Source organism: Acinetobacter sp. H1(2024), from assembly GCF_046557555.1.
GTDB lineage: Bacteria > Pseudomonadota > Gammaproteobacteria > Pseudomonadales > Moraxellaceae > Acinetobacter > Acinetobacter seifertii.
Genome location: NZ_JBKGFO010000004.1, coordinates 298126 through 318867 on the forward strand (window position 1 = coordinate 298126; position 20742 = coordinate 318867).

Annotated in this window: 12 protein-coding genes; 5 read left to right on the forward strand and 7 right to left on the reverse strand. The window is 40.7% G+C overall.

Features of this window, described 5'->3' with window-relative positions:
* The first annotated feature begins 59 nt into the window (after window positions 1-59).
* Together ACLCEG_RS13315 and ACLCEG_RS13320 are read left to right on the forward strand one after the other, a co-directional pair.
* The gene (locus ACLCEG_RS13315) at window positions 60-1022 is read left to right on the forward strand and encodes a DnaJ C-terminal domain-containing protein (protein ID WP_410567866.1); all 963 of its coding nucleotides are present in this window, start codon (window positions 60-62) and stop codon (window positions 1020-1022) included.
* An 11-nt stretch (window positions 1023-1033) separates the two neighbouring features.
* Window positions 1034-1363 (forward strand): chaperone modulator CbpM, encoded by a 330-nt coding sequence (locus ACLCEG_RS13320; RefSeq protein WP_410567868.1) that lies wholly within the window; start codon window positions 1034-1036, stop codon window positions 1361-1363.
* Window positions 1364-1592: 229 nt separating this feature from the next.
* Here the strand turns inward: ACLCEG_RS13320 and ACLCEG_RS13325 are convergent, their stop codons facing one another.
* The 3 genes from ACLCEG_RS13325 to rpsO all read right to left on the reverse strand — a co-directional run bounded on the left by ACLCEG_RS13325 (window position 1593) and on the right by rpsO (window position 5505).
* Window positions 1593-2804: a magnesium transporter CorA family protein gene (locus ACLCEG_RS13325; RefSeq protein WP_049065194.1), complete on the reverse strand. Its 1212-nt coding sequence runs from the start codon at window positions 2802-2804 to the stop codon at window positions 1593-1595.
* Window positions 2805-2891: 87 nt separating this feature from the next.
* Window positions 2892-4979 (reverse strand): polyribonucleotide nucleotidyltransferase, encoded by a 2088-nt coding sequence (gene pnp / locus ACLCEG_RS13330; protein WP_171220364.1) that lies wholly within the window; start codon window positions 4977-4979, stop codon window positions 2892-2894.
* A 256-nt stretch (window positions 4980-5235) separates the two neighbouring features.
* On the reverse strand, window positions 5236-5505 hold the full coding sequence (gene rpsO, locus ACLCEG_RS13335) for a 30S ribosomal protein S15 (protein ID WP_001229357.1): 270 nt from the start codon (window positions 5503-5505) through the stop codon (window positions 5236-5238).
* A gap of 212 nt (window positions 5506-5717) precedes the next feature.
* Between rpsO and ACLCEG_RS13340 the strand changes: the two genes are divergently transcribed.
* Window positions 5718-7016, forward strand: coding sequence for a serine hydrolase domain-containing protein (locus ACLCEG_RS13340; RefSeq protein WP_410567921.1), 1299 nt, complete (start codon window positions 5718-5720; stop codon window positions 7014-7016).
* Window positions 7017-7732: 716 nt separating this feature from the next.
* Here the strand turns inward: ACLCEG_RS13340 and recD are convergent.
* From recD to ACLCEG_RS13355, 3 genes are all read right to left on the reverse strand, one after another.
* Window positions 7733-9484 carry an exodeoxyribonuclease V subunit alpha gene (gene recD / locus ACLCEG_RS13345; protein WP_410567870.1) on the reverse strand — a complete coding sequence of 584 codons (1752 nt, stop codon included), beginning with the start codon at window positions 9482-9484 and terminating at the stop codon, window positions 7733-7735.
* 108 nt (window positions 9485-9592) lie between these two features.
* On the reverse strand, window positions 9593-13291 hold the full coding sequence (locus ACLCEG_RS13350; RefSeq protein ID WP_410567872.1) for a UvrD-helicase domain-containing protein: 3699 nt from the start codon (window positions 13289-13291) through the stop codon (window positions 9593-9595).
* A 3-nt stretch (window positions 13292-13294) separates the two neighbouring features.
* Window positions 13295-16930 carry an exodeoxyribonuclease V subunit gamma gene (locus tag ACLCEG_RS13355; RefSeq protein ID WP_410567874.1) on the reverse strand — a complete coding sequence of 1212 codons (3636 nt, stop codon included), beginning with the start codon at window positions 16928-16930 and terminating at the stop codon, window positions 13295-13297.
* A gap of 170 nt (window positions 16931-17100) precedes the next feature.
* On the opposite strand from ACLCEG_RS13355, the gene ACLCEG_RS13360 reads away from it, so the two are divergent.
* Window positions 17101-17613 (forward strand): hypothetical protein, encoded by a 513-nt coding sequence (locus ACLCEG_RS13360; RefSeq protein WP_004699033.1) that lies wholly within the window; start codon window positions 17101-17103, stop codon window positions 17611-17613.
* A 181-nt stretch (window positions 17614-17794) separates the two neighbouring features.
* Entirely contained in the window at window positions 17795-19099 is a 1305-nt protein-coding gene (locus tag ACLCEG_RS13365) for an MFS transporter (RefSeq protein ID WP_107972874.1), read from the forward strand.
* Between the two features lie 38 nt (window positions 19100-19137).
* On the opposite strand, the gene ACLCEG_RS13370 is transcribed toward ACLCEG_RS13365, so the two are convergent.
* Window positions 19138-20556 (reverse strand): phosphate--AMP phosphotransferase, encoded by a 1419-nt coding sequence (locus tag ACLCEG_RS13370; RefSeq protein WP_410567877.1) that lies wholly within the window; start codon window positions 20554-20556, stop codon window positions 19138-19140.
* Between the last annotated feature and the right edge of the window lie 186 nt (window positions 20557-20742).

Genomic DNA, 20742 nt, shown 5'->3' on the forward strand with positions numbered 1-20742 from the left:
TTGAAAGCCTTAAAAATTGTTTCATAATGAAATAAACAACACCATCGTGATAAAACATTATGGCCAAAAATTATTATGAAGAATTAGGGGTTACACGAGAAGCCTCTGCTGATGAAATTAAAAAAGCATATCGGAAATTAGCTCGTAAATATCACCCCGATATCAGCAAAGAAAAAGATGCAGAAAAAAAAATGCAGGCGATTAACGTTGCCTATGACACGTTAAGCAATGCAGAAAAAAAAGCTGAATATGACCAAATGTTAGATCACCCACAGGGCTTTAATGACTTTGGTCAAGGTGCAGCTCAAGGTGGATTTGATGGCGCGCGTTTTTATCGTCAGGGCTTTACGGGCGGCGGTGGTGAACAAGCTGATTTTAGCGGTTTCGAGGATTTGTTCGGCCGTTTTGGTGCTGGTTTTGGTGGTGGGCAACAACAATACCAAAGACAACAACGCAGTTACCGAGGTGAAGATCAGCATGCCAGCATAGAGGTCGATCTTGATATTGCCTACCATGGATCAACACAACAGATTACCTTACAAATTCCGACTGTGAATGTCTATGGTGAGCCTGAGGTACAACGTAAAACCCTACAGGTGAAAATACCGAAAGGCATGAAGGAAGGCCAACAAATTCGCCTAAGCGGACAAGGTCAAAGTGGTATCAATGGTGGTGCCAACGGCGATCTTTACATCGAGATTCAATATAAAGACACAGATCGTGTTCATGTCGAAGGCAGTGATGTATATTTAACTGTAGATGTAGCACCTTGGGAGGCCGCATTAGGTCAAGGTATTGAAGTAAAAACACCTGCTGGGTCGTTACATGTCAATTTACCTAAAAATGCAAAACAAGGACAACAGCTACGTTTAAAAGACAAAGGGATACCAAATAAAACGCCAGGCCATCTTTATTTAATTTTAAATATTGTATTCCCGCCTGCACATTCTGAAAAAGAAAAAGAAGCGTATCAGCAATTGGCTGAAGCCTTTGCTTCATTCGAACCTCGTTCATCTCATTAGGGAGCAAGATCATGACAACCATCCATTATCGAGAAATTGTATGTGACGGCCACACCTTTAGTGCTGAAGTCGTTGATGAACAATCTACATTTGACTTACAACAATTTGCTCAAGCCTGTGGTCAAAGCCCGGACTGGATTTTAGAGCTTATTGAGTACGATATTTTAGTGATTGAAAGTACACCTGAAAAACATCAGTTCATGGGTGAAGATGTCATTCGTGCTCGTAAAGCTTACCGTTTGCAACGTGACTTTGACGCAAGTTTGGCAGCAGTTGCGGTGATGTTAGATTTGATTGATGAAGTGCAACAACTTAAAAAACAGTTGAAGCATTTTCATTAAGATTTTTTCTTCTAAATAATTTTTCACACAGGTATGAGCTAACGCTATGGGCGGCATGGATGCCGCCTTTTGGGCTGCGGTAACATGGATGTACCGTCAGCCCAAGAAAGGGGTTTTGTTACTTTTGCCCAGTCAAAAGTAAGGATATGCCTATGCAATAAGTATCAAATTAATCCCTAAATTTGAGGCAGTACTAACAAATCAACTTTACTGATTTTGAAAATTCCTATTACTTCAACCGAGTAATCTTCTCCACTTCCTTCAAAGTCTGCTTAATCGGTTCATATTCCAAAAACCAGAACAAATTCATACGCTCTTGGCGGTGCTGCTGAGCCAATAAATCAATAACACTTTTCTCGCCACGCCCTACCAAATGCTGTCGATAGAAGTAGTAAAGCAAGAAAACCGTACTGAGCAACATGACACCAAGCATAATCCAGAACCCCACTGGCGACTTAAGCCCTGGAATAAACTCAAAGTTCATTCCATAAATACCTGTTAAGAGTGTAAGCGGTGCAAATACGGCCGTAATAATGGCAAGAATACGCATATTTTCATTGGTCTGGTTCGCAATCGCTGAGAAATGCAAATCAATCGCCGATTGAATAGCACTACGTAAACGTAAAGTATGCTTTTGAATACGTTCGACATGACTCATTAAATCATTCAAACGAACTAACAGAAGATCTTGAGAACTATGTGTCCGCTCGCCAATCACATGATGATAGTTTTCTACAATTTCATCTCGAAACTCTTGTAGGGTTTCAATTTGTTCTTCACAAAGGTTTTCGACCTGTTGAAAGGCCATATTTTCATGAAACAGTTGATGCCATTGTTTAAAACGGCGATTGCCCTGTAATAGTTGTTGTTGCCAATGCTCGACCCTTCTAGTTAAAGGTGAACGAATATCCAGATAACCATCCACCATGCTATTGAGCAGACGTAAACACAAATCTACAGGTGAATTAGGCAACTTACGGGTTTTGTTTTGCTCTTCTAGAGTTTTACATAAAATATTTTCAAGACGCTGAATATAGTTTTCAATCGACTTATTGCCCTGCTCCCGTACGCTAATCAGAACTTTAGGCGTAAAAATAAAACTAATTGGCGTGGTGGCTAAGCCAAATACACTCTCATGAGTTTCCCCATTTTTAATTTCATCATCAGGTGTCACGAGCTTTTTGAAAATGAGCAGATCATATTCTTCAAGCGTATCAAAGGCACAAGGATGCTCAATATTGGCAATATCTCGCATATGAAATTCATTAATTGCGACATCTGAAAGCTGCTGAATTTTCTGTTGCCATTCTTCATTATGATTAACAACATCAGATCTCACACTATCAATCCAGAAGAACTCTAGAACATGTTCAGTGTGCTTTTCTCGGCTCAAAAAAACATAGCCATCCTTTTGATGACGATAAAAATAATAAACCTGCATACCACGTCGATCTGTTTGTGTATTACTTGCATCATGCCATAAAAAAAGCCCGCATCAAGCGGACTTTTTTATTAGTGAGTTAAGCAATTATGCTTGCTCAATATCTTTCATAGTTAATTTGATACGACCACGGTTGTCAACATCAGCAACTTGTACTTTAACTTCCTGACCTTCTTTAAGAACGTCAGTTACGTTCGCAATACGCTCATTCGAGATTTGCGAAATATGAAGAAGGCCATCAGTACCAGGCATAATGTTTACGAACGCACCAAATTCTACGATACGGATAACTTTACCGTCATAGATTTTACCTGGCTCAACTTCAGCAGTAATCGCTTGGATTTTTGCAATAGCAGCTTTAGCAGCAGCTTTAGTTTCACCAAATACGCGAACTGTACCGTTATCTTCAATATCAATAGCAGCTTTAGTTTCTTCAGTAATTTGACGGATAGTTGCACCACCTTTACCAATTACGTCACGGATTTTGTCCGGATTAATTGTAATTACTTCAAATGTTGGAGCATGCATTGAAATTTCAGGACGAGCGCGTGAAATTACTTTGTTCATTTCATTAAGGATGTGCATACGACCAGCAAATGCTTGGTTTAACGCAACTTCCATAATTTCTTCAGTAATACCTTCGATCTTGATGTCCATTTGAAGTGCAGTAATACCGTTTGCAGAACCTGCTACTTTAAAGTCCATGTCGCCAAGGTGGTCTTCGTCACCCAAGATGTCAGAAAGTACAGCGAAACGCTCGCCTTCTTTCACTAAGCCCATTGCGATACCAGCAACTGGCGCTTTAAGTGGAACACCTGCATCCATAAGTGATAATGATGCACCACATACAGAAGCCATTGAAGATGAACCGTTAGATTCAGTAATGTCAGATACAATACGGATCACGTACGGGAAGCGGTCAGCAGCAGGAAGAACTGCTTGAACACCACGACGTGCTAAACGACCATGACCAATTTCACGACGTTTAGGACCAGACTCACGACCTGTTTCACCTACAGAGTATGCAGGGAAGTTGTAGTGCAACATGAAGTTGTCAGTTTTAGTACCAGAAAGCGTATCAACCATTAACGCATCACGAGTATTACCCAAAGTTGTTGTTACCAACGCTTGAGTTTCACCACGTGTAAATAATGCAGAACCGTGAGCACGGTCTAATACGCCAACTTGAACGTCGATACCACGAACAGTTTTAGTATCACGACCATCAATACGTGGCTTACCTGACAAGATGTTGTCACGTACTGTGCGGTATTTAAGGTCTTCAAATAATTCGTTTACTTCGTCAGCAATGCCAGTTTCGTCATTTTCAGGAACGAACTGAGCTACAGCTTCTGCATAAAGTGCATCAAGTGCTGCATAACGGTCTTGTTTAACCGCAATTGTATATGCTTCAGAAATTTTAGCTTCGAAAGCTGCTTTTAATTGCTCAAGGAGTGCTTCATTTTTAGTTGGAGCAACCCAAGTTGATTCAACTGCACCAGCAGCGGCAGCAAATTCTTTAATTGCTTGAATCGCGATTTGCATTTCGTCATGACCGAAAAGCACCGCACCAAGCATTTGGTCTTCTGAAAGCTCTTTCGCTTCAGACTCAACCATTAATACAGCAGACTCTGTACCAGCAACCACAAGGTCAAGGTCAGATTGAGCAAGTTGTTCAAAATTCGGGTTTAAAACGTATTCACCGTTAATTAAACCAACACGTGCGCCACCAATTGGACCACGGAAAGGAGTACCAGCAATAGACAATGCTGCTGATGTACCAAGCATTGCTGCGATATCAGCATCCATAGTTTTGTCAGAAGAAACAACTGTTGCTGTTACTTGAATTTCGTTGAAATAACCTTCTGGGAACAACGGACGAATTGGGCGGTCAATAAGACGTGAAATTAAAGTTTCAGCTTCAGACGCACGACCTTCACGCTTACCATAACCACCAGGGATACGACCTGCTGCATATTGTTTTTCTTGATAGTTAACTGTTAACGGGAAAAAGTCTTGACCCGCTTTTGCTTTAGGTTGAGCAACAACTGCAACTAAAACAGTTACACCACCCATTGTGATTAAAACTGTATTCGCTTGACGAGCAACGCGACCCGTTTCTAAAACGACTTGATGTTGACCGAATTGGAATTCTTTACGAACGATGTTAAACATTGACATGTATTGTATTTTCCTAATTTTATTCTAGTGAGACCCCTAAGGTTTGGCATTCAGACTACACCAATTGGTAGATAAATGACAAAGCTTAGAAGCCATCACACTAGACCAAAAATTTTAAATAATATTAAACGCAAAGAAGGAGCGCACAAGCGCCCCTTCTATAAATCGCCTAACGGTGATTAGACGAAACTTTCTTTTCAGGAACAAAGCATAGCAACATGCGATAAACCGAAAACAAAGCAAAATCGAATTAACGACGTAGACCTAAAGCACCGATCAAAGCAGTGTAACGCTCGTGGTCTTTACCATTTAAGTAGTCAAGTAATTTACGACGTTGGTTAACCATACGGATCAAACCGCGACGGCTATGGTGGTCGTGTTTGTGAGCTTTAAAGTGACCTTGTAAATCATTGATTTGAGCAGTCAATAAAGCTACTTGTACTTCTGGTGAACCAGTGTCGTTTTCAGCGCGAGCAAATTTAGCGATGATCTCTGCGCGGTCTGCATTAGTTAAAGCCATTCGATTTCTCCGAGATGCTTAAAAAATAAAATGATATGAATCAGTTGAGCGCAACTGACTGCCGTGCATCACTACAGCAAGTCGCCTATTTTAAGGTATCTATATATGGATTGCAAAATTGTTTTCAGTTACCTGTCATTTTAGACACTGACATCAGCGTCTCAACCCTGCACACTTGGCCTTCAATAAAAAGAAAGAAGCGCGAGGGACGTGTGAAAATATTTTCGACTAATACCTGTCCGGTACCAGACGATATTGGATCGGTCATTCATCACAAAGATGAAGTGCCTGCCGAACTGGGCGGAATGAATGAACATCAGGTTCAAAAGATCTGGAAAAGTATTGAGTCGCTTTATAAAACCGGGAACTATCCGCTCATTACTTTTTGTTTACGCAGGCAGGGGAAAATTTTATTAAATCGAAGCATCGGCTATGCTCAAGGGAACTCTCCAGCAGGTCTGCAAAATAATGCACTCATTGCAAAGCCTGACACTCCTGTTTGCTTATTTTCAGCCTCAAAAATGATTACTGCCATGTTGATTCATCTTTTAGATGAAAAAGGCGAAATCAACTTACTCGACCCTGTCAGTTATTACATTCCAGAATATGGTGTAAATGGGAAGCGCCGTGCGACGATCTTTCATTTATTAGCACATCGTGGCGGCATCCCCTATATAGACGGCGAAGTCACTCCTGAACTACTTTTTGATAAAGATGAAATTTTAAAGCGCCTATATGCAGCAAGACCTGTTTCACCAGCAGGCAATCACCTTGCTTATCATGCTGTAACCGCAGGTTATATCTTAGGAGAAATTATTGAGCGAGTCACAGGACAAGACCTTCGCCAATTTGTGCATGAGACCATCGAGAAACCGATGGATATGCCTTATTTCAACTATGGTTTGAAACCAGAATATCGCTCCAAAGTCGCACTAAATTGTGCAACAGGTTTACATCCTCGCTTAGGAACAGATCACTATCTCAATCATGTACTAGGTGGCGGCTTACAACTCGCTGTAGATGTGACCAATGATAGCCGTTTTATGGATACCATCTGCCCTGCCGGTAACATTTATACCAGTGCCGAACAAGCTGGACGCTTCTTTGAAATGCTTTTAAGTGGAGGAAGCTACCAAGGCAAGCAAATTTTAAGTGAAAAAACAATTTTTAGAGCAACACTCCCCACCACAGGAGTTAATATTGATCGAACCTTATTAATCCCGATGCGTTATGCATTAGGTCCAATGCTCGGTAGCAATCCGGTAGGTTTATTTGGTCCAATGACTGGTCAAGCTTTTGGTCATCTTGGTTTTTCCAATATTTTATGTTGGGCCGATCCAGAGCGTGATATTAGCGTTTCTCTGTTGACTACCGGAAAATCCGTAGTAGGTACTCATCTGCCTGCTTTGGCAAATCTGCTCTATCAAATTTCTAGCCAATGTCCTCGAATTCCTAGAGATCAACGTCGTTCATTGTTCGGTAGTGACTCACATGAAACAGATCTAGTTTAAATAGCAATAATCTAGCTATAAAATAAAAAACCCAAGCATTTCTGCTTGGGTTTTTGGCGCTGTAGTTCTTATTTATCGTGTTTATCGCTGTTCTTATTGTTATATGTGAGATGCTTTATACATCTTTCTTCTAGTTTTACTCACTTCCGTTGTTTTTATTTCTATTTCCTTATGGGATGTATTCTCTCATATCCAATTATGAAGAAAAGTAGTATTTTTCTTATCATCATGTAAGCAAAAACGTACAGGTCTGTCTAATATTTAGCGTTTGTCTGTAACAGCTAAATAACGTACGGTTCTGTATAACATTTAACTTAACAATTCACGGGAAAAATGACTATTTAAGAATCATATTACAAATAAATATATTAATTCGATTGGTTTAAATTATTGATAATAAGGACAAGAAATCGTGTGAAATACATAAAGATTTATTTAATTTATTTGACGTGATAAAACTCTAAATATAAAAAAGCCCTGTAGTCTCTCCCAAAACTACAAGGCTTAGCGGCTGTAAGTTTCCTCTTTATTCACCTACTTCATTGTAAGTTCGCAGTCTCTCGACTTAAGTTATTATTATTATGCGATTTTGCCCGACATTCCTTGCCAAGCTCGTTGTGCGTTTATAATCTCAAAAACAGGGGGTGTTCTCTAGCAGCAAATATCTCGAATCTATGTAAGCTTTTTCTTACAAAGGTCAAAATATTAAGTTTGACTTAACGAACTAACCGATTAACCTTTTCAACTAAACCGCTTCTTCTTGTCGTCCGAACTGTAAAAGATTGTAATAAAGCCTCAGGGTGAACCAAAAGACTCACTACCTTTTTCGCTCGTGTAATCGCAGTGTAAATAAGTTCTTGGCTTAGCAAATTCTTGGCAGCCTGATCGAGAACTACAGCAGTATGTGTAAATTCAGAGCCTTGCGATTTATGAATGGTTAAGGCAAATGCACTTTGAATACTTTTAGGTAGTCTGTTTGCAGCAACCCATTTATTTAAACTAGGGAAATACACTTCAAACTGTTGAGGCTGAGTACGGTGTTCAAAACATAAACCAATGTCACCATTTGAAATGCCAAGTTGGTAATCGTTATAAGTCATCATAACCGGACGGCCAACATACCACCCTCCTAAAGTCACGATACCTAGCTGTTGTTGTGACCAACGTTCGGCATATTGATTAAGTTGCTGTAAGCCAAATGGTCCATGACGTACAGCAGTTAAAATACGGTAGTCATCGAATGACTTAACGATATTTTCAATATGCTCAATTGAGCGATCATCTTGTAAATAAGCTTTTAGGCTTTGCACATAGCCTTGAAAACCCACCATCAATTTTTGATAGTAAGCTTCTAACTCTATAGATGCCCCCTCAGGTAAGTATTCAAGCTGAACCACATCGGGCATATTAGCTTCTAAAGGAATTGAACGTAGCTCTGAAACCTGAACAATATCAATTTCAAATTGCTGCAAAACCTGCTCATGATTGATCTGACCGGTTTGCATTTGAATAAATCGTGCCACTTGCCCAATTAAAGCACCTTCTGCAAAACGACGACTGGTTTGAAGGTGAACACGGTTTTCAGACAAAGCGTCGATTTGCTGTAAATCTGCAAGTACAGCTCCAACATCTACTGAAGCAAGCTGGTTGGCATCGCCTAGCAAAATAATTCGGCAAGACTCAGGCACCGCTTCAAATAATAAAGTTGCCAGATTTAAATCCAGCATAGAGGCCTCATCCACTACAATAACGTCATAAGGCAAAGTCTGCTTTTGATTAAACCGTGGAGTTTGACTATGCCCCATACCCAATAAGCGATGAATGGTTTGGGTACTTTGGTTTCTTAGCTCATCACTAACTAGTCCTGACTCAAGAAGCTTGGGGTCATTAAACGAGTTTTGTAAGGCTTCTTGCATACGCTGTGCAGCTTTACCCGTCGGAGCAGCCATCGCCACACGAATATAAGGGATGGCTTGACTCAGCACAGCAATAATACGAGCCAACGTATACGTCTTACCTGTCCCCGGCCCACCTGTAATGATACTTAAGCTCTGCTGAGTCACCATTTGCAAAGCAGCTTGCTGATGAGGATCCGTGAGTAAGTTTAAATGCTCTTCACACGAAACGGGTTGAATTGGTTGTTGCTTTAATCGACGAATTTGCTCAGCTAGACGTTGCTCTAGGTTCCAATATCGGTATAATGCCAACCCCTGCCCGTCGTGGACACAAGGGGCAACTTGAGACTTTGCTTGTTCAGCAGATATCACCAGTTGGCCAAGTGTTTCTATTTGCTCTGGGCTAATCTCAATACAGCTGTCACCCTGCAAGCTCGCTTCAATCAGCTGCTGTAAAAAATAAGCTGCCTCTGGAGCCTGTGTCTGTGCAGTAAACGGGGCTTGATTTAGAAAGGTACTCCAAGTCATTAACCAGCTTAAATCGCTTTGTTCAGGGCTATTTAGATTGTCCACACACTTATCCACCTAGTTTTCCACACGCTTGTCCACATGGTTATAGACAGGCTTATCCACACCCCAAGTATTTGTTAATTCTAAAATTAGATCATTTATCAGCATTTTTTATGCAATTTTATCCTCAGCAAAGTACCCTAAAATAGCATCAAGTCGTAGAACAAATTCTGTACTTGGCTGCCAATAATAATAGCCTTGCTCAGCTTCGCCATTCATACCCCGCAAGTAAAGATAAGTCGCCCCACCTAAGTGTTGTTCAATATCATAATTCTGCATTTTGACTTTTAAATAACGATGTAACGCAACCAAATACAGGCCTGCTTGTAGCCAATAGCTGGCTAAAGACATACTTTGTGCAATGCTTTCTACACTGTAATCGGCAAGGTTTTCACCTAAGTAGTTACTCTTATAGTCAGCAATGTGATAACGCTGCCCATCAAAATAAACCAAGTCTATCGAACCATTTAAATAGCGAGCAGAACGAGCCTCTAATAACTCTGGCATTTCCATACCATATTCAGCAAAAAGTTGATGAATACGTTTCATGGCTAGCACACGATCTGACAGTGCTAAATAAAAAGGACACTCTGATAAATAGTGCTCTGGCTGTAACTGATTTAAACGAAAACCTTGATATAACGGCGTACTTAGAATCTCTTGCAACCATTCGGCCACAGCGTGATAAAGCGAATATTCCGCTTCTTGTTCTTCGGGAAAGCTTTCTTGGTATTTGATTAATAAATCTTGCCACAAACTACTGTAGTCATTTTTAAAACGACGGCGTATTTCACTTACCCACTCATCTGAACATTGAAAATCAATATGTTCAAAAATTTCATGTAAAAAATTACCTGCGAGTGTGCCTCTCGGAAAATTGCTTTTGATCCAGCTAATCGGCTGTGCTGTGGCCGCCTCAACAGAAATAACCTGATCGAGTTCATCTTCGGCTAAAACAGCTTCATGGCTCTGGCTCGCAAGTAAATCTGTACCTACTTTATGTCTTAAATGCTGTGCCAGATAACTAAAACTAGTTTTGCCTCTTGAGTAGAAGCGCTGATCAGGAAAATGCTGTGCCTGTATCTCAATAATATTGATGTGTTGATTTAAATGCATGGCAGCAGGTGGCTGCTCCAAAATCATTTCATCTGTACAACAACGGTGCTGGAAAGGTTCAGCTCTATTTTTCCAAAAAGCTAAACCTGAAACAGACTTGCCATCTGTATCTTGTAACAGCGCATAAACACGATGACTAGCACGGGTTAAAGCCACGTACCATAGACGGTTTTGTTCCGCCAAAGCCCGTTCTTCATGCTGCTTCAGCTCGGTTTCGTTTAAATATGCTTTATCGGCAATCGCAACAACTCGTTGCGTTACGGTTTGAGCCGATTCAGGCGTAGTGACATCTTGAGTTGAGAAATTGAGTGTTTTGTTATTTTCCCGAAATGGCTTGTCGGCCCCGAGCAAAAAGACAATTTTAAACTCAAGGCCTTTTGACTGGTGAATAGTCATGAGCTGTACGCCAGCTTCACTCGACAATCTACGCTCTAGCTCCCACTCACGGTCAAGCGGTGACTGTAATTGCTTGAGATACCAATGATAGAGATTTTGCGCACCCTGATATTTCTCGCTATGTTGGCTTAAAATTTCGGTCAAATGACGCAAGTTCACCACGACCCGCTCATTATCTTTACTCTGAGCAGCAACCAGATTTTTCCAAATGCCAAATTGGTTTAAACATTGCTGCCATGCTACTAAAAAGCCCTGAGCCGACCACAATTCCCGAATAGCATCAAAGCCTGTCATAAACTGGCTTAAACCTTCAGCTGTTTGCTCAAGTTGCAACAGTTGTTTTAGATCCATAGCAAACAATCGGCTAATCAAAGCTCGTTTCAATTTTGCCTCATCGTAAGGATGAAGAATCGCGGTGAGTAAGGCCCCAACATCTTGAGCAATGGTGCAATCAAAAACACTTCGTTTTGATGGTCGGTTAACGCGTATTCCTAAACGTTCTAATTGAAACTGAACTTTATCAAGGCCATCATGATTGCGTGACAAGACCGCAATATCATCTTCATTTAAAGCTTGGGTCTGAGTATCTTTTTGAAGATATAACTGCCCAGTATGTGACTGATTGAGTAAATCCCGAATCTTCCATGCTACTTGCTGTGCTTCCGTTTCCTTGTCTTTCAGTAGAAGCCAACGTAAAGGGTACGGGTTAGACTGATTTTGATCGACTAAAGCTGGGTGAGGTCGAGTCCCTGCCCGAATCGGGTCATATTGAACCTGTTCACCAAAGTCGATTTGCCTTTGAAACAAGGCATCAACCACTTCAACCAAGTCAGCGACTGAACGATGGTTATGAATTAATTTATATTCTCGACCATGCTTTGCCTGAATATCTTTATAAGCATTTAAAAAGGTAAGCATGTCCCCACCACGGAAACCGTAAATTGCCTGCTTACGGTCACCCACCATAATCATGCAACCTTTTTGGTAACGCTCTGGATGGCGCCAAATGCTGGCGAGCATATCGTCTTGGTCTTGGTTAGTGTCTTGAAATTCATCGACTAAAATTAAGGGATATCGAGCCTGCACAAATACGGCGAAACGTTGCCCCTGCTCGCCCTTTAAAGCTTCTGACAAAGTGCGAATTTGTTGAGAAAAAGTCGTCTCGCCCTTGTTTTGTAAAACCTGCGGTAAGCGTTTTTTAACCTCTACACACAAATAGGCTTTTAAATAAATATGAAGCTGATCGAACTGTTCAGCGTAGTTTTTCAGCACACCAAATAACTGCTGAATCTTCTGAATACAAGGATGCTGATAGAATCCATCAGAAATTTCGGCAGGACACTTTTTAAAAACTTTCTGATCGGCAAGTTGGCCTAAAAACTTAAAAACGAGTTCCCGTTGTGCTGCCAAAGATCCATCAAAAACTAAAATACTGTCGCTTTGCGTTAGAACTTGTAAAAGCTGCGGTAAACACTCGCTAAATAATTTATTAAACGCTCCATTACGAAATACTGTGCCGCTTACATGTTTATAGTGTTCACCATCAAGCGAGTAATACGGTTCTAAAAGGCTGATATCAATTTCTGTTGCCAACTGTTTGAGCTGAGCAAGCTGTTCAAATTCAATGGTAGGCTTTTCGGGAAGTTTAAAATGAGCCGAACTAAAATTTAGTGAGTCTTCGACCAGTTTGACAAAACTGTTGACACTTTTTAACTCACCTGCCAGATACAACGCATCAATCACAGTTTGAGGCTGAGACTGTATCCATTCACGTAGTACATCATGAATCAGTTGGCGGCTATAGGCTTTAGCATCATCGGTAATTTGAGCACGTTCAATTTTGCCGCTCTCAAAAGCAAACTCACGTAATAGCTTTTGGCTAAAGCTATCGAGTGTTCCAACAAACAACTCATCTAGCTGATCGATGACAAGCTTTAAACGTTCACAGGCGTAGGCAATACGTGTCGCAAAATGCTTGAGAACATGTTGCAGTAATAAGTCAGATTCAAGCTCAGCCTGTAAAAGAATCTCTTTTTCAGTCAGACTCCGCTTGGCATCTAAGTAACGGTAGGTTTCGACCAGACGTGCACGAATTCGGCTTTTCAACTCGGCCGCAGCAGCACGGGTAAACGTGGTCGCAATGACTTGGCGCGGTAAATATTTCTCAAGGAAAATACGTACCATCAAACTCGACAGTGTATAGGTTTTCCCGGTACCCGCCGAAGCTTCAATTAAGTGCAATCCGCTAAATTCAATATCAGTAATAGGTTGATAAGACACCTGTACTCTTGAGTTCATGCCTTACTCCGAATATTGAAATTGAAAAACTGGATGATACAAATCATATGCAAACTCATCACAAGCGTGTTGAAGCAATGCTTGTGCATCTTGTTCTTGCAAAATAAAACGCCAGTCCTTATGTAACTTACACGCTTCATTTTGAGTCATATCGATAGCGGTAAATGACCCAGTTTCATTCCAGTATTTTAACAGCTCGGTATAGCTCTTCTCATCCAGTTTTATTTTTTCTGTCTGATTTGATACTTCCCACTGATATGCCTTGGCTTTTTCCAGAGGCTTTAGCATTAAAGCTGCTGGTAGCACCAGTGGTTGCTGTTGAGCATAACGCCAGATCTTAAACCACGGTTGTAAATACTGCCGAGCTTGCTCCGAACTAATACCTTTACAGATTACGGTTTGATCACTAAAAACCACTATACGGCGTCTTTCAGCTCCTGCACTTCCCTCATTTAAATAGGCCAACCAAAGCAGGTACTCTAGCCAGACTTTTGCACGTCTTTTGGCCCGAGCACTTGATGCTTCCATGCTGACCCAATCCTGAGTTTCAGATTTTGGCACTGTAATATTCATGTGCAGCTGTTTGGCAATTCGCCAGCTTCGCTGAGTGGTTTGCGTGACTGCTGGAGCATAATGATGAAGGCGTTCAAGCAAGCATTCCTGTTCAAAAATACCCTGTTGCCAAGCACTGTACTGAACTTTGCCTACAGGCAACTGATCAAGTAGAGCCTCAGGCTGCGCCTGTTGTTCATTTTGCTGTAAAAAATGTCGAATGGTATAACGACCTAAACCATCTAAAAGCAAAGGTTCGTTCTGATCTAACTCCCCAACACTTCCCAAGTTTTCTACGCCTAAAGTTTTTAAATATAGACGTGCGGGGAAAGTCACATCTTGTATCCACTGATGGCTGTCTAAAACCAGCATGTCAGGTATTTCTAAAGGATAAGATGTATTTGCCCAAGGCTTAAGAACACCGGAAGCTTGCTGAATTTGCATCGCCACATTAAACCAATGATCTTGATAGCGAATATAGCTGTTCTCGGCCATAAAACCTTTAGGGTCAAACGGCTGTAAATAATGTAAATGGTAGAGTTGCTTTAATTGAGACGGAATTTCAATGCCTTCAATCATTTCTCGATCGGGTGCATTTGGCTCCGGTTTTACAATAAGCGCAAGATGCTCACAGAACTCTTGAAGAATACTAGAAGGATCTCTCACTTCACCGTCATTGACGTCAAAGCCATTATAAAACAGCCATAAGTTTTCTTGAGCTAAAAGTAAGGCATCTAAGAAAGCACCTTGGTCATCCTCAAGACGGGAACGATCACCTAATTGTTGACGTAAGGCATCCATCAAATCAAATGGTACATGCGTATCACGGTTTGGAAACTGCCCTGCATCCAAGTTCAACATCACAATTAAGCGATAAGGTAAGGGGCGAATTTGTCCAATCTGAGCAAAGGTAATCTGTCCAGTCGGTTCAGCTTGTGCCGTCTGATTTTCTAAAGTTCGCTGAATCTCATCTAGAATATAAGGCAAAGGCAAGGTAATTTTACGTAAGGTGCCTGTTTCTGCCTCGGCATAGTAACTTGCTAGCGTTAACATACGCTCTTGTTTTTTCACAATTTCCCGAGCAGTTTTTAAAGCAGCCACACCAGCCTGTTCAAACTCGACTATATCTTGCGACAACACTTGCAGCCAGTATTCTACGGTATGTACTTTTCTTTGCTCGTGCATAATGAGCCAGTCACGGCGCTCATTTAAATCTTGATAAATCTGAATGAGTGTACCAATCAGCTCAAAATCGCCCGGCTGAACCTTAGAGTAACTGAGTACCTGATTAAACGTAGCATGTTCAGGAATTGCAATGCCGAGCGCTAACCGTTCTAAAGCAAATTTAAAACTATAGCGATAATCATCGTCGCCGTCACATAAGCTACGTTTTAGATGCTCTGCATCAAGACCACGTTTAAATCCTGCATCGGCCAGTAATGCCAAAACTCGCTCTACTTGAGCATATTCAAGAGCATAGCGCTGCTGCGTCGCATGTAAACCAAGCCAATCAGCGAAATCATCAAAGCTAAATCGTCCTTGCATAAGGTGAATACGCCCAATCACGGCACGCCATGCATTGAGTGCATCAAGTGAGGCAATCCCTGCTATTTTTACGGGTAAATGCACACCTTGCTCGGTTGCCGTAGCTGGAAAAACACTTCGTATTAAAGGCTCAACTTCTGCCAAATTAGGCACTAAAACCAGAATATCATTTGGACGACGCGGCTGTTCATGCGATTTAGCCAACCAGCCAATCAACTGCTCTTTCAATACTTCAAGTTGGCGCAATGTTGAGTGGCAAACATGAATCTGGATAGAGTCATCTTTCAGTGCAAGTTCATATTGCTTAGGCTGTGGTTCCACCAAATGCAAAATATCTGACTGAACTTTGCCAAGTAGACTCTCAGGAAAATCATCTACAAAGGCGTCCACCCACTTACCTTCTTCACCTGTAGACAAGTTTGAAAGTAATGAGAAGTGGTCGCGGGCTTGTTTACCCAATCTTGTTAAAAGCGGATGCCTCGACTCACGCGCCTCAGCATTAAAGTTAAGCGTAAATTTATCAAAAAAATCGGCAATTTCAGCATCGGTCGCTTGAGGATTTTTCGCAATAAAACGCTCTTTCACACCTAAGTCATAACGTTGTTTCCACAGCGGATCGACACTATCGGCCCAATATTCCTGTGAAGGGTTATAGTGCAAAATCAGCACATCAATGTATTGCCCTAAACGGCGCAGAAACTGAAGCTGGCTAGGCGGTAAATCCAGCAAAGTAAAAACGACAATTTGCTCTGGCAAACGAGATAATGCCTTCTTCTGGCGCTCAGGATGGTCTAATTCCTGCCAAAACAGCTCGTCAATTTGCTGCATTTGCATAAAATCATCATGAAAATGCTGCTGCCATAACCAGCGCTGCCAACGTTCTAACTCTTGTGTTTGCTGCAAAGTAAAAGCAGAAATTTCTTTATCTTTCTGCGCAATATACTTTTCGATATCGAGTGCTCGGCCTTGTCCCCACGCTGCTAACCAGTTATTTGGACAAGTACAGGTATTTTCACAACCACGTTGGCACTGTCCCCGATAGACCATATAGTTACTAAATAAATCGGCAACCTGCTCGGCAACCCAATACAACATTTTTTGTTTTTTTAGCTGCTTCTCAATCCCTTGTTCAAGTCGATCTGCGCTGTCGTAAATACGCTGAACAATAGAATGCAATGGATGTGAGTCATCTATACTCATTTCATCAGGCTGAATAAATTCTTGTAAGGCTTGATGTACACGCCATTTAAAAATCAAGCGTGGAATATTCGCTTTACGAACCTGTTCTTTATGCGCAGTAAGAACCTGTTGATAGGCGTACCACTGAAAACCGCGAACTCGTTGATGGAACTGGTAATTGGCTGTCATTCCTTGTTGTTCTGCAAGTTTTTGTATCAGCCACTGCTCAACTGCAGGACTAGGTACAATAAAATGCTGGGCTTTCAAAACCTGTAAAGGATGCGTAGAAGGTTGGGACGTAGATGCCAGTACGCCCTGCAACAACACATCAATACGTTGACTTTGAATAACATGGATGCCCATTTATTTCATACCCTACTCGCATAATTTATGCACAAAATCATAAACATTCATTACTATACAACTGAATCTGACTATGTCACGTTGGTTTAAACACAGCATAATCTAACTTTAGGTGTCACTTGCCTTGTGTTTGGAAGGCACCATTAAGGAACCCATTACAGGTAAACATTATGAAAATTGATAACATTCCTGACTATATTGATCCTAGCCTAAATCTGGAACAAATTCGCGATGAGTGCCACGATCTCATTCAGAAAAGAGCTTACGTGTCTGCTGGCGCAGCAATTGTACCGATTCCTTTTTTTGACGTGGTCGTAGATTTGGGAATTTTGACACAGCTTATTCCCGATATTAATGCTCGCTTTGGCTTAGCACCTGAACATGTCAGCGTCTATGATCCAAAAACAAAAACCATTCATTGGGATGAATTGCGTAAACGTGGCTTTCAATTTTCAGGTTTTATGGTCGCGCGTACAACCGTTAAAAAAACCTTTAATGGTTTCTTTGGCAAAATCGTAACCAAACAAGTGACAAAATTTATACCATTAGGCGGACAAATTGTTGCAGCAAGTTTAGGTTATTTTATGATGAAAAAAATAGCCCAAACTCATCTAAATGATAGCTATAACCTTGCTAAACGCATTCAACAAAAGGGAATCAACTCTACAGTACTTGAGAGTTAATACAATCCTATCGTAATTTTTTAAGGCACGTGACTGTGCCTTATTTTTTGCTTTTAAAATTTACACAATAAAACAAAAGATATGTTAAAAACTGTAATCTTCACTTATTTTTTTAAGTTTTACTAAAGTTTAAAAGTCTATTATTCAGTCTACAATGCCAAATGAAATACGGAGAGTCATTGTGGAATATGGACAATCAACATCCCGTTTACGTGCCATTTTTAATGTAACCAGTGGTAACTTCCTAGAACAATATGACTTTTTCCTCTTCGGTCTATATGCAAAAGCGATAGGTGAAACTTTTTTTCATTCTGATAGCAGCTATGCCGCACTAATGAAAACTTTTTTGGTATTTGCCGTTAGCTTTTTGATGCGACCAATTGGCGCACTTGTCTTAGGTCCATATGTCGATCGAATTGGCCGCCGAAAAGGACTAATGGTCACCTTAAGTATTATGGCACTTGGTTCCTTGTTAATTGCATTAACACCCGGATATGCCACCATCGGCTTTGCAGCCACTGTCTTAATATTTGTTGGTCGTCTAGCCCAAGGTTTCTCAGCTGGAGTTGAGCTAGGTGGTGTCTCCGTTTATTTATCTGAAATTGCTGAACCACATAACCGTGGGTTTATTACCAGTTGGCAATCTGCTAGCCAACAAGTTGCTGTAATTTTTGCTGCCACATTAGGCTATTTAGTCAGCTTAGCGTTTACGAAAGCACAAGTTGATGCCTGGGCTTGGCGTATTCCATTTTTTGTCGGTTGTGCAATTATTCCGTTTATATTCTGGTTACGTAAATCTTTAGCCGAAACCGAAGCTTTTGCCTCTCGAAAAGAGCATCCAACTACTAAACAAATTATGTCAACGCTTGCAGCGAATTGGAAAATTGTAGTCGTTGGAATGTGTATGGTTGCAACTACTACAACCATGTTCTATTTCATTACAGTTTACACCCCAACTTATGGAAAAGAAGTTCTACATTTAACAACTGCAGAAAGCTTATTTGCAACGGTAATGGTCGGGGCAAGTAACTTTATTCTATTACCTATAGGTGGTTATTTATCAGATAAAATTGGCCGAAAACCATTATTGATTACCACAACAGTTTTAATTTTTGTAAGTGCTTATCCGCTATTAAGCTGGCTGACTCAAAACATTAGTTTGGCACACATGTTAATTTCACTACTTTGGCTATCTCTGCTCTATAGTTTCTATAACGGCGCATTGGTCGTTTCCCTCACTGAAATGATGCCAAGCTCTGTAAGAATTGCTGGGTTCTCTGTAGCGTACAGTCTTGCCACTTCTATATTTGGTGGGTTAACGCCTATGATTGCCACATATCTTGTACAAGAATCTGGCAGCAAAAGTATGCCTGCTTTCTGGTTAATGTTTGCCGCAATCATTAGTTTAATTGCAACGCTTATTGTATTTCGCAATCGGAAAACTCTTGCTATAGAATCTCCATCAATGAAGGATCAACTTGCATAATCAAATAAGCACTAATATTTAAACAGTTAAAGGAGACCTTAGTCTGCCTTTAACTGTTTTAAAATCGCTCTTAATACCTCTAACCGAGCTGTATATTTGTCATCAGTCGCAACAATATGCCAAGGTGCATACTCAGTGCTCGTCCGTTCAAACATATCTGCTGCTGCTTTTAAATAGTCATCCCATTTATCACGATTACGCCAGTCTTCTGCAGTAATTTTAAAGCGTTTATGCGGTGTCTCTTCTCTGGCTTTAAAACGCTGCTCTTGCTCATCTTTACTAATCGCTAGCCAAATTTTCACTACAATGGTTTGACTATCAAACAAATCTTTTTCAAAGCGATTAATCTCATCATATGCCCTTTGCCACTCTAAAGGTGACGCAAACTCTTCAACTCGCTCAACGAGTACGCGACCATACCATGTCCGGTCAAAAATCGTAATTTTTTCAGCTTCATTAATACGGTTCCAGAAACGCCATAAATAAGGATGTCTCGCTTCAAAACGTTCAGGGGCTCCAATACAGTGAATTTCATATTCACGCGGATCTAAATTTTTAACAATTCGTTTAATGGCACCACCTTTACCTGCGGCATCCATTCCTTCAAATGCAATCACCACATTTCGTTTATCAAAGCGCATGCTATCTGCAATTCTTTTGCTCAGTTTATCGAGCTCTTTTTTATATTCGGCTTTATCAAGCTTTTCCTGAGCAGGTTTTAATAAACTTTCAGGAATCTTTGCTTGCTGCCATTTTCCTTTGACTTCATTTTCATGCTCAGGTAAATCACGCATATTTTGCAAAAGATATTGGGCAAAAAACTGATCACGCTGTGTTTCATCTTCCCCATCAATAATGTACCAATCATCGGTAAAACGGCGGCGTAAATTTTGCAAAGTGTCATATTGTTTTTTATTACGCCAGTCTAAGCCGTGGAGTTTATGCCAGTGCTGTTCAGAAGGGTCTATTTTATCTAACCGTTTTTGCAATGATTTCCAAGAAAGATCAAACCAGACTTTAATCACATCGACATAATTATTTTTTAAGTCTTGCTCAAATGAACGCATATTTTCAACATACGCATCAAAACGTGCCTCATCCAAAGGCTCTGCAACATGAGTTGCTGTCACAAGCAAGTCGCTATACCAATTGCCAAACATCACCACAATTTGGCCTTCAGTTGGAATAAACTCTGAATAAAACTGCCAAAATGCTTCTGTATCGGTAAGCATACGTGGCGCATCTGCTTTTACCCGCAAATATCTCGGGTCTAACCATTCGCGAAGCTGCTTCACTGCCTCCCCCTTTCCAGCAAGCTCAATACCACTCATTAATATCAATGTACTTTTAGCATTAGGCTTACCTCGACTATCTTTTAAAGCATATTGTGCTTCAATCAAATCGACTGAGAGCTGTTCTTTATCTCGAATTTCGAATTTCGGTTGTTGTTTACTCATACTCTGGAGCTCTAATCTTTTATTGTTTAATTTCGATGATCTTTAACTTATGCGCTTAAATGATGAATTGCTATACAAATTATGTCATTGCGGCAAGATTTCACTTAAAAATTGACGCATAAATCATTTTTTTTACATCTACTCGCCATAGTAGAAGGTTACAATGCCTCTTATGATTTTTTGTAA

What these genes read in the sequence shown, in the direction of transcription:
- rpsO (WP_001229357.1), bottom strand. Translation starts at nt 5,505, where the DNA reads ATGGCTTTAACTAATGCAGACCGCGCAGAGATCATCGCTAAATTTGCT.
- ACLCEG_RS13360 (WP_004699033.1), top strand. Translation starts at nt 17,101, where the DNA reads ATGAAAATTGATAACATTCCTGACTATATTGATCCTAGCCTAAATCTG.
- pnp (WP_171220364.1), bottom strand. Translation starts at nt 4,979, where the DNA reads ATGTTTAACATCGTTCGTAAAGAATTCCAATTCGGTCAACATCAAGTC.
- ACLCEG_RS13320 (WP_410567868.1), top strand. Translation starts at nt 1,034, where the DNA reads ATGACAACCATCCATTATCGAGAAATTGTATGTGACGGCCACACCTTT.
- ACLCEG_RS13315 (WP_410567866.1), top strand. Translation starts at nt 60, where the DNA reads ATGGCCAAAAATTATTATGAAGAATTAGGGGTTACACGAGAAGCCTCT.
- ACLCEG_RS13370 (WP_410567877.1), bottom strand. Translation starts at nt 20,556, where the DNA reads ATGAGTAAACAACAACCGAAATTCGAAATTCGAGATAAAGAACAGCTC.
- ACLCEG_RS13350 (WP_410567872.1), bottom strand. Translation starts at nt 13,291, where the DNA reads ATGAACTCAAGAGTACAGGTGTCTTATCAACCTATTACTGATATTGAA.
- ACLCEG_RS13355 (WP_410567874.1), bottom strand. Translation starts at nt 16,930, where the DNA reads ATGGGCATCCATGTTATTCAAAGTCAACGTATTGATGTGTTGTTGCAG.
- ACLCEG_RS13325 (WP_049065194.1), bottom strand. Translation starts at nt 2,804, where the DNA reads ATGCAGGTTTATTATTTTTATCGTCATCAAAAGGATGGCTATGTTTTT.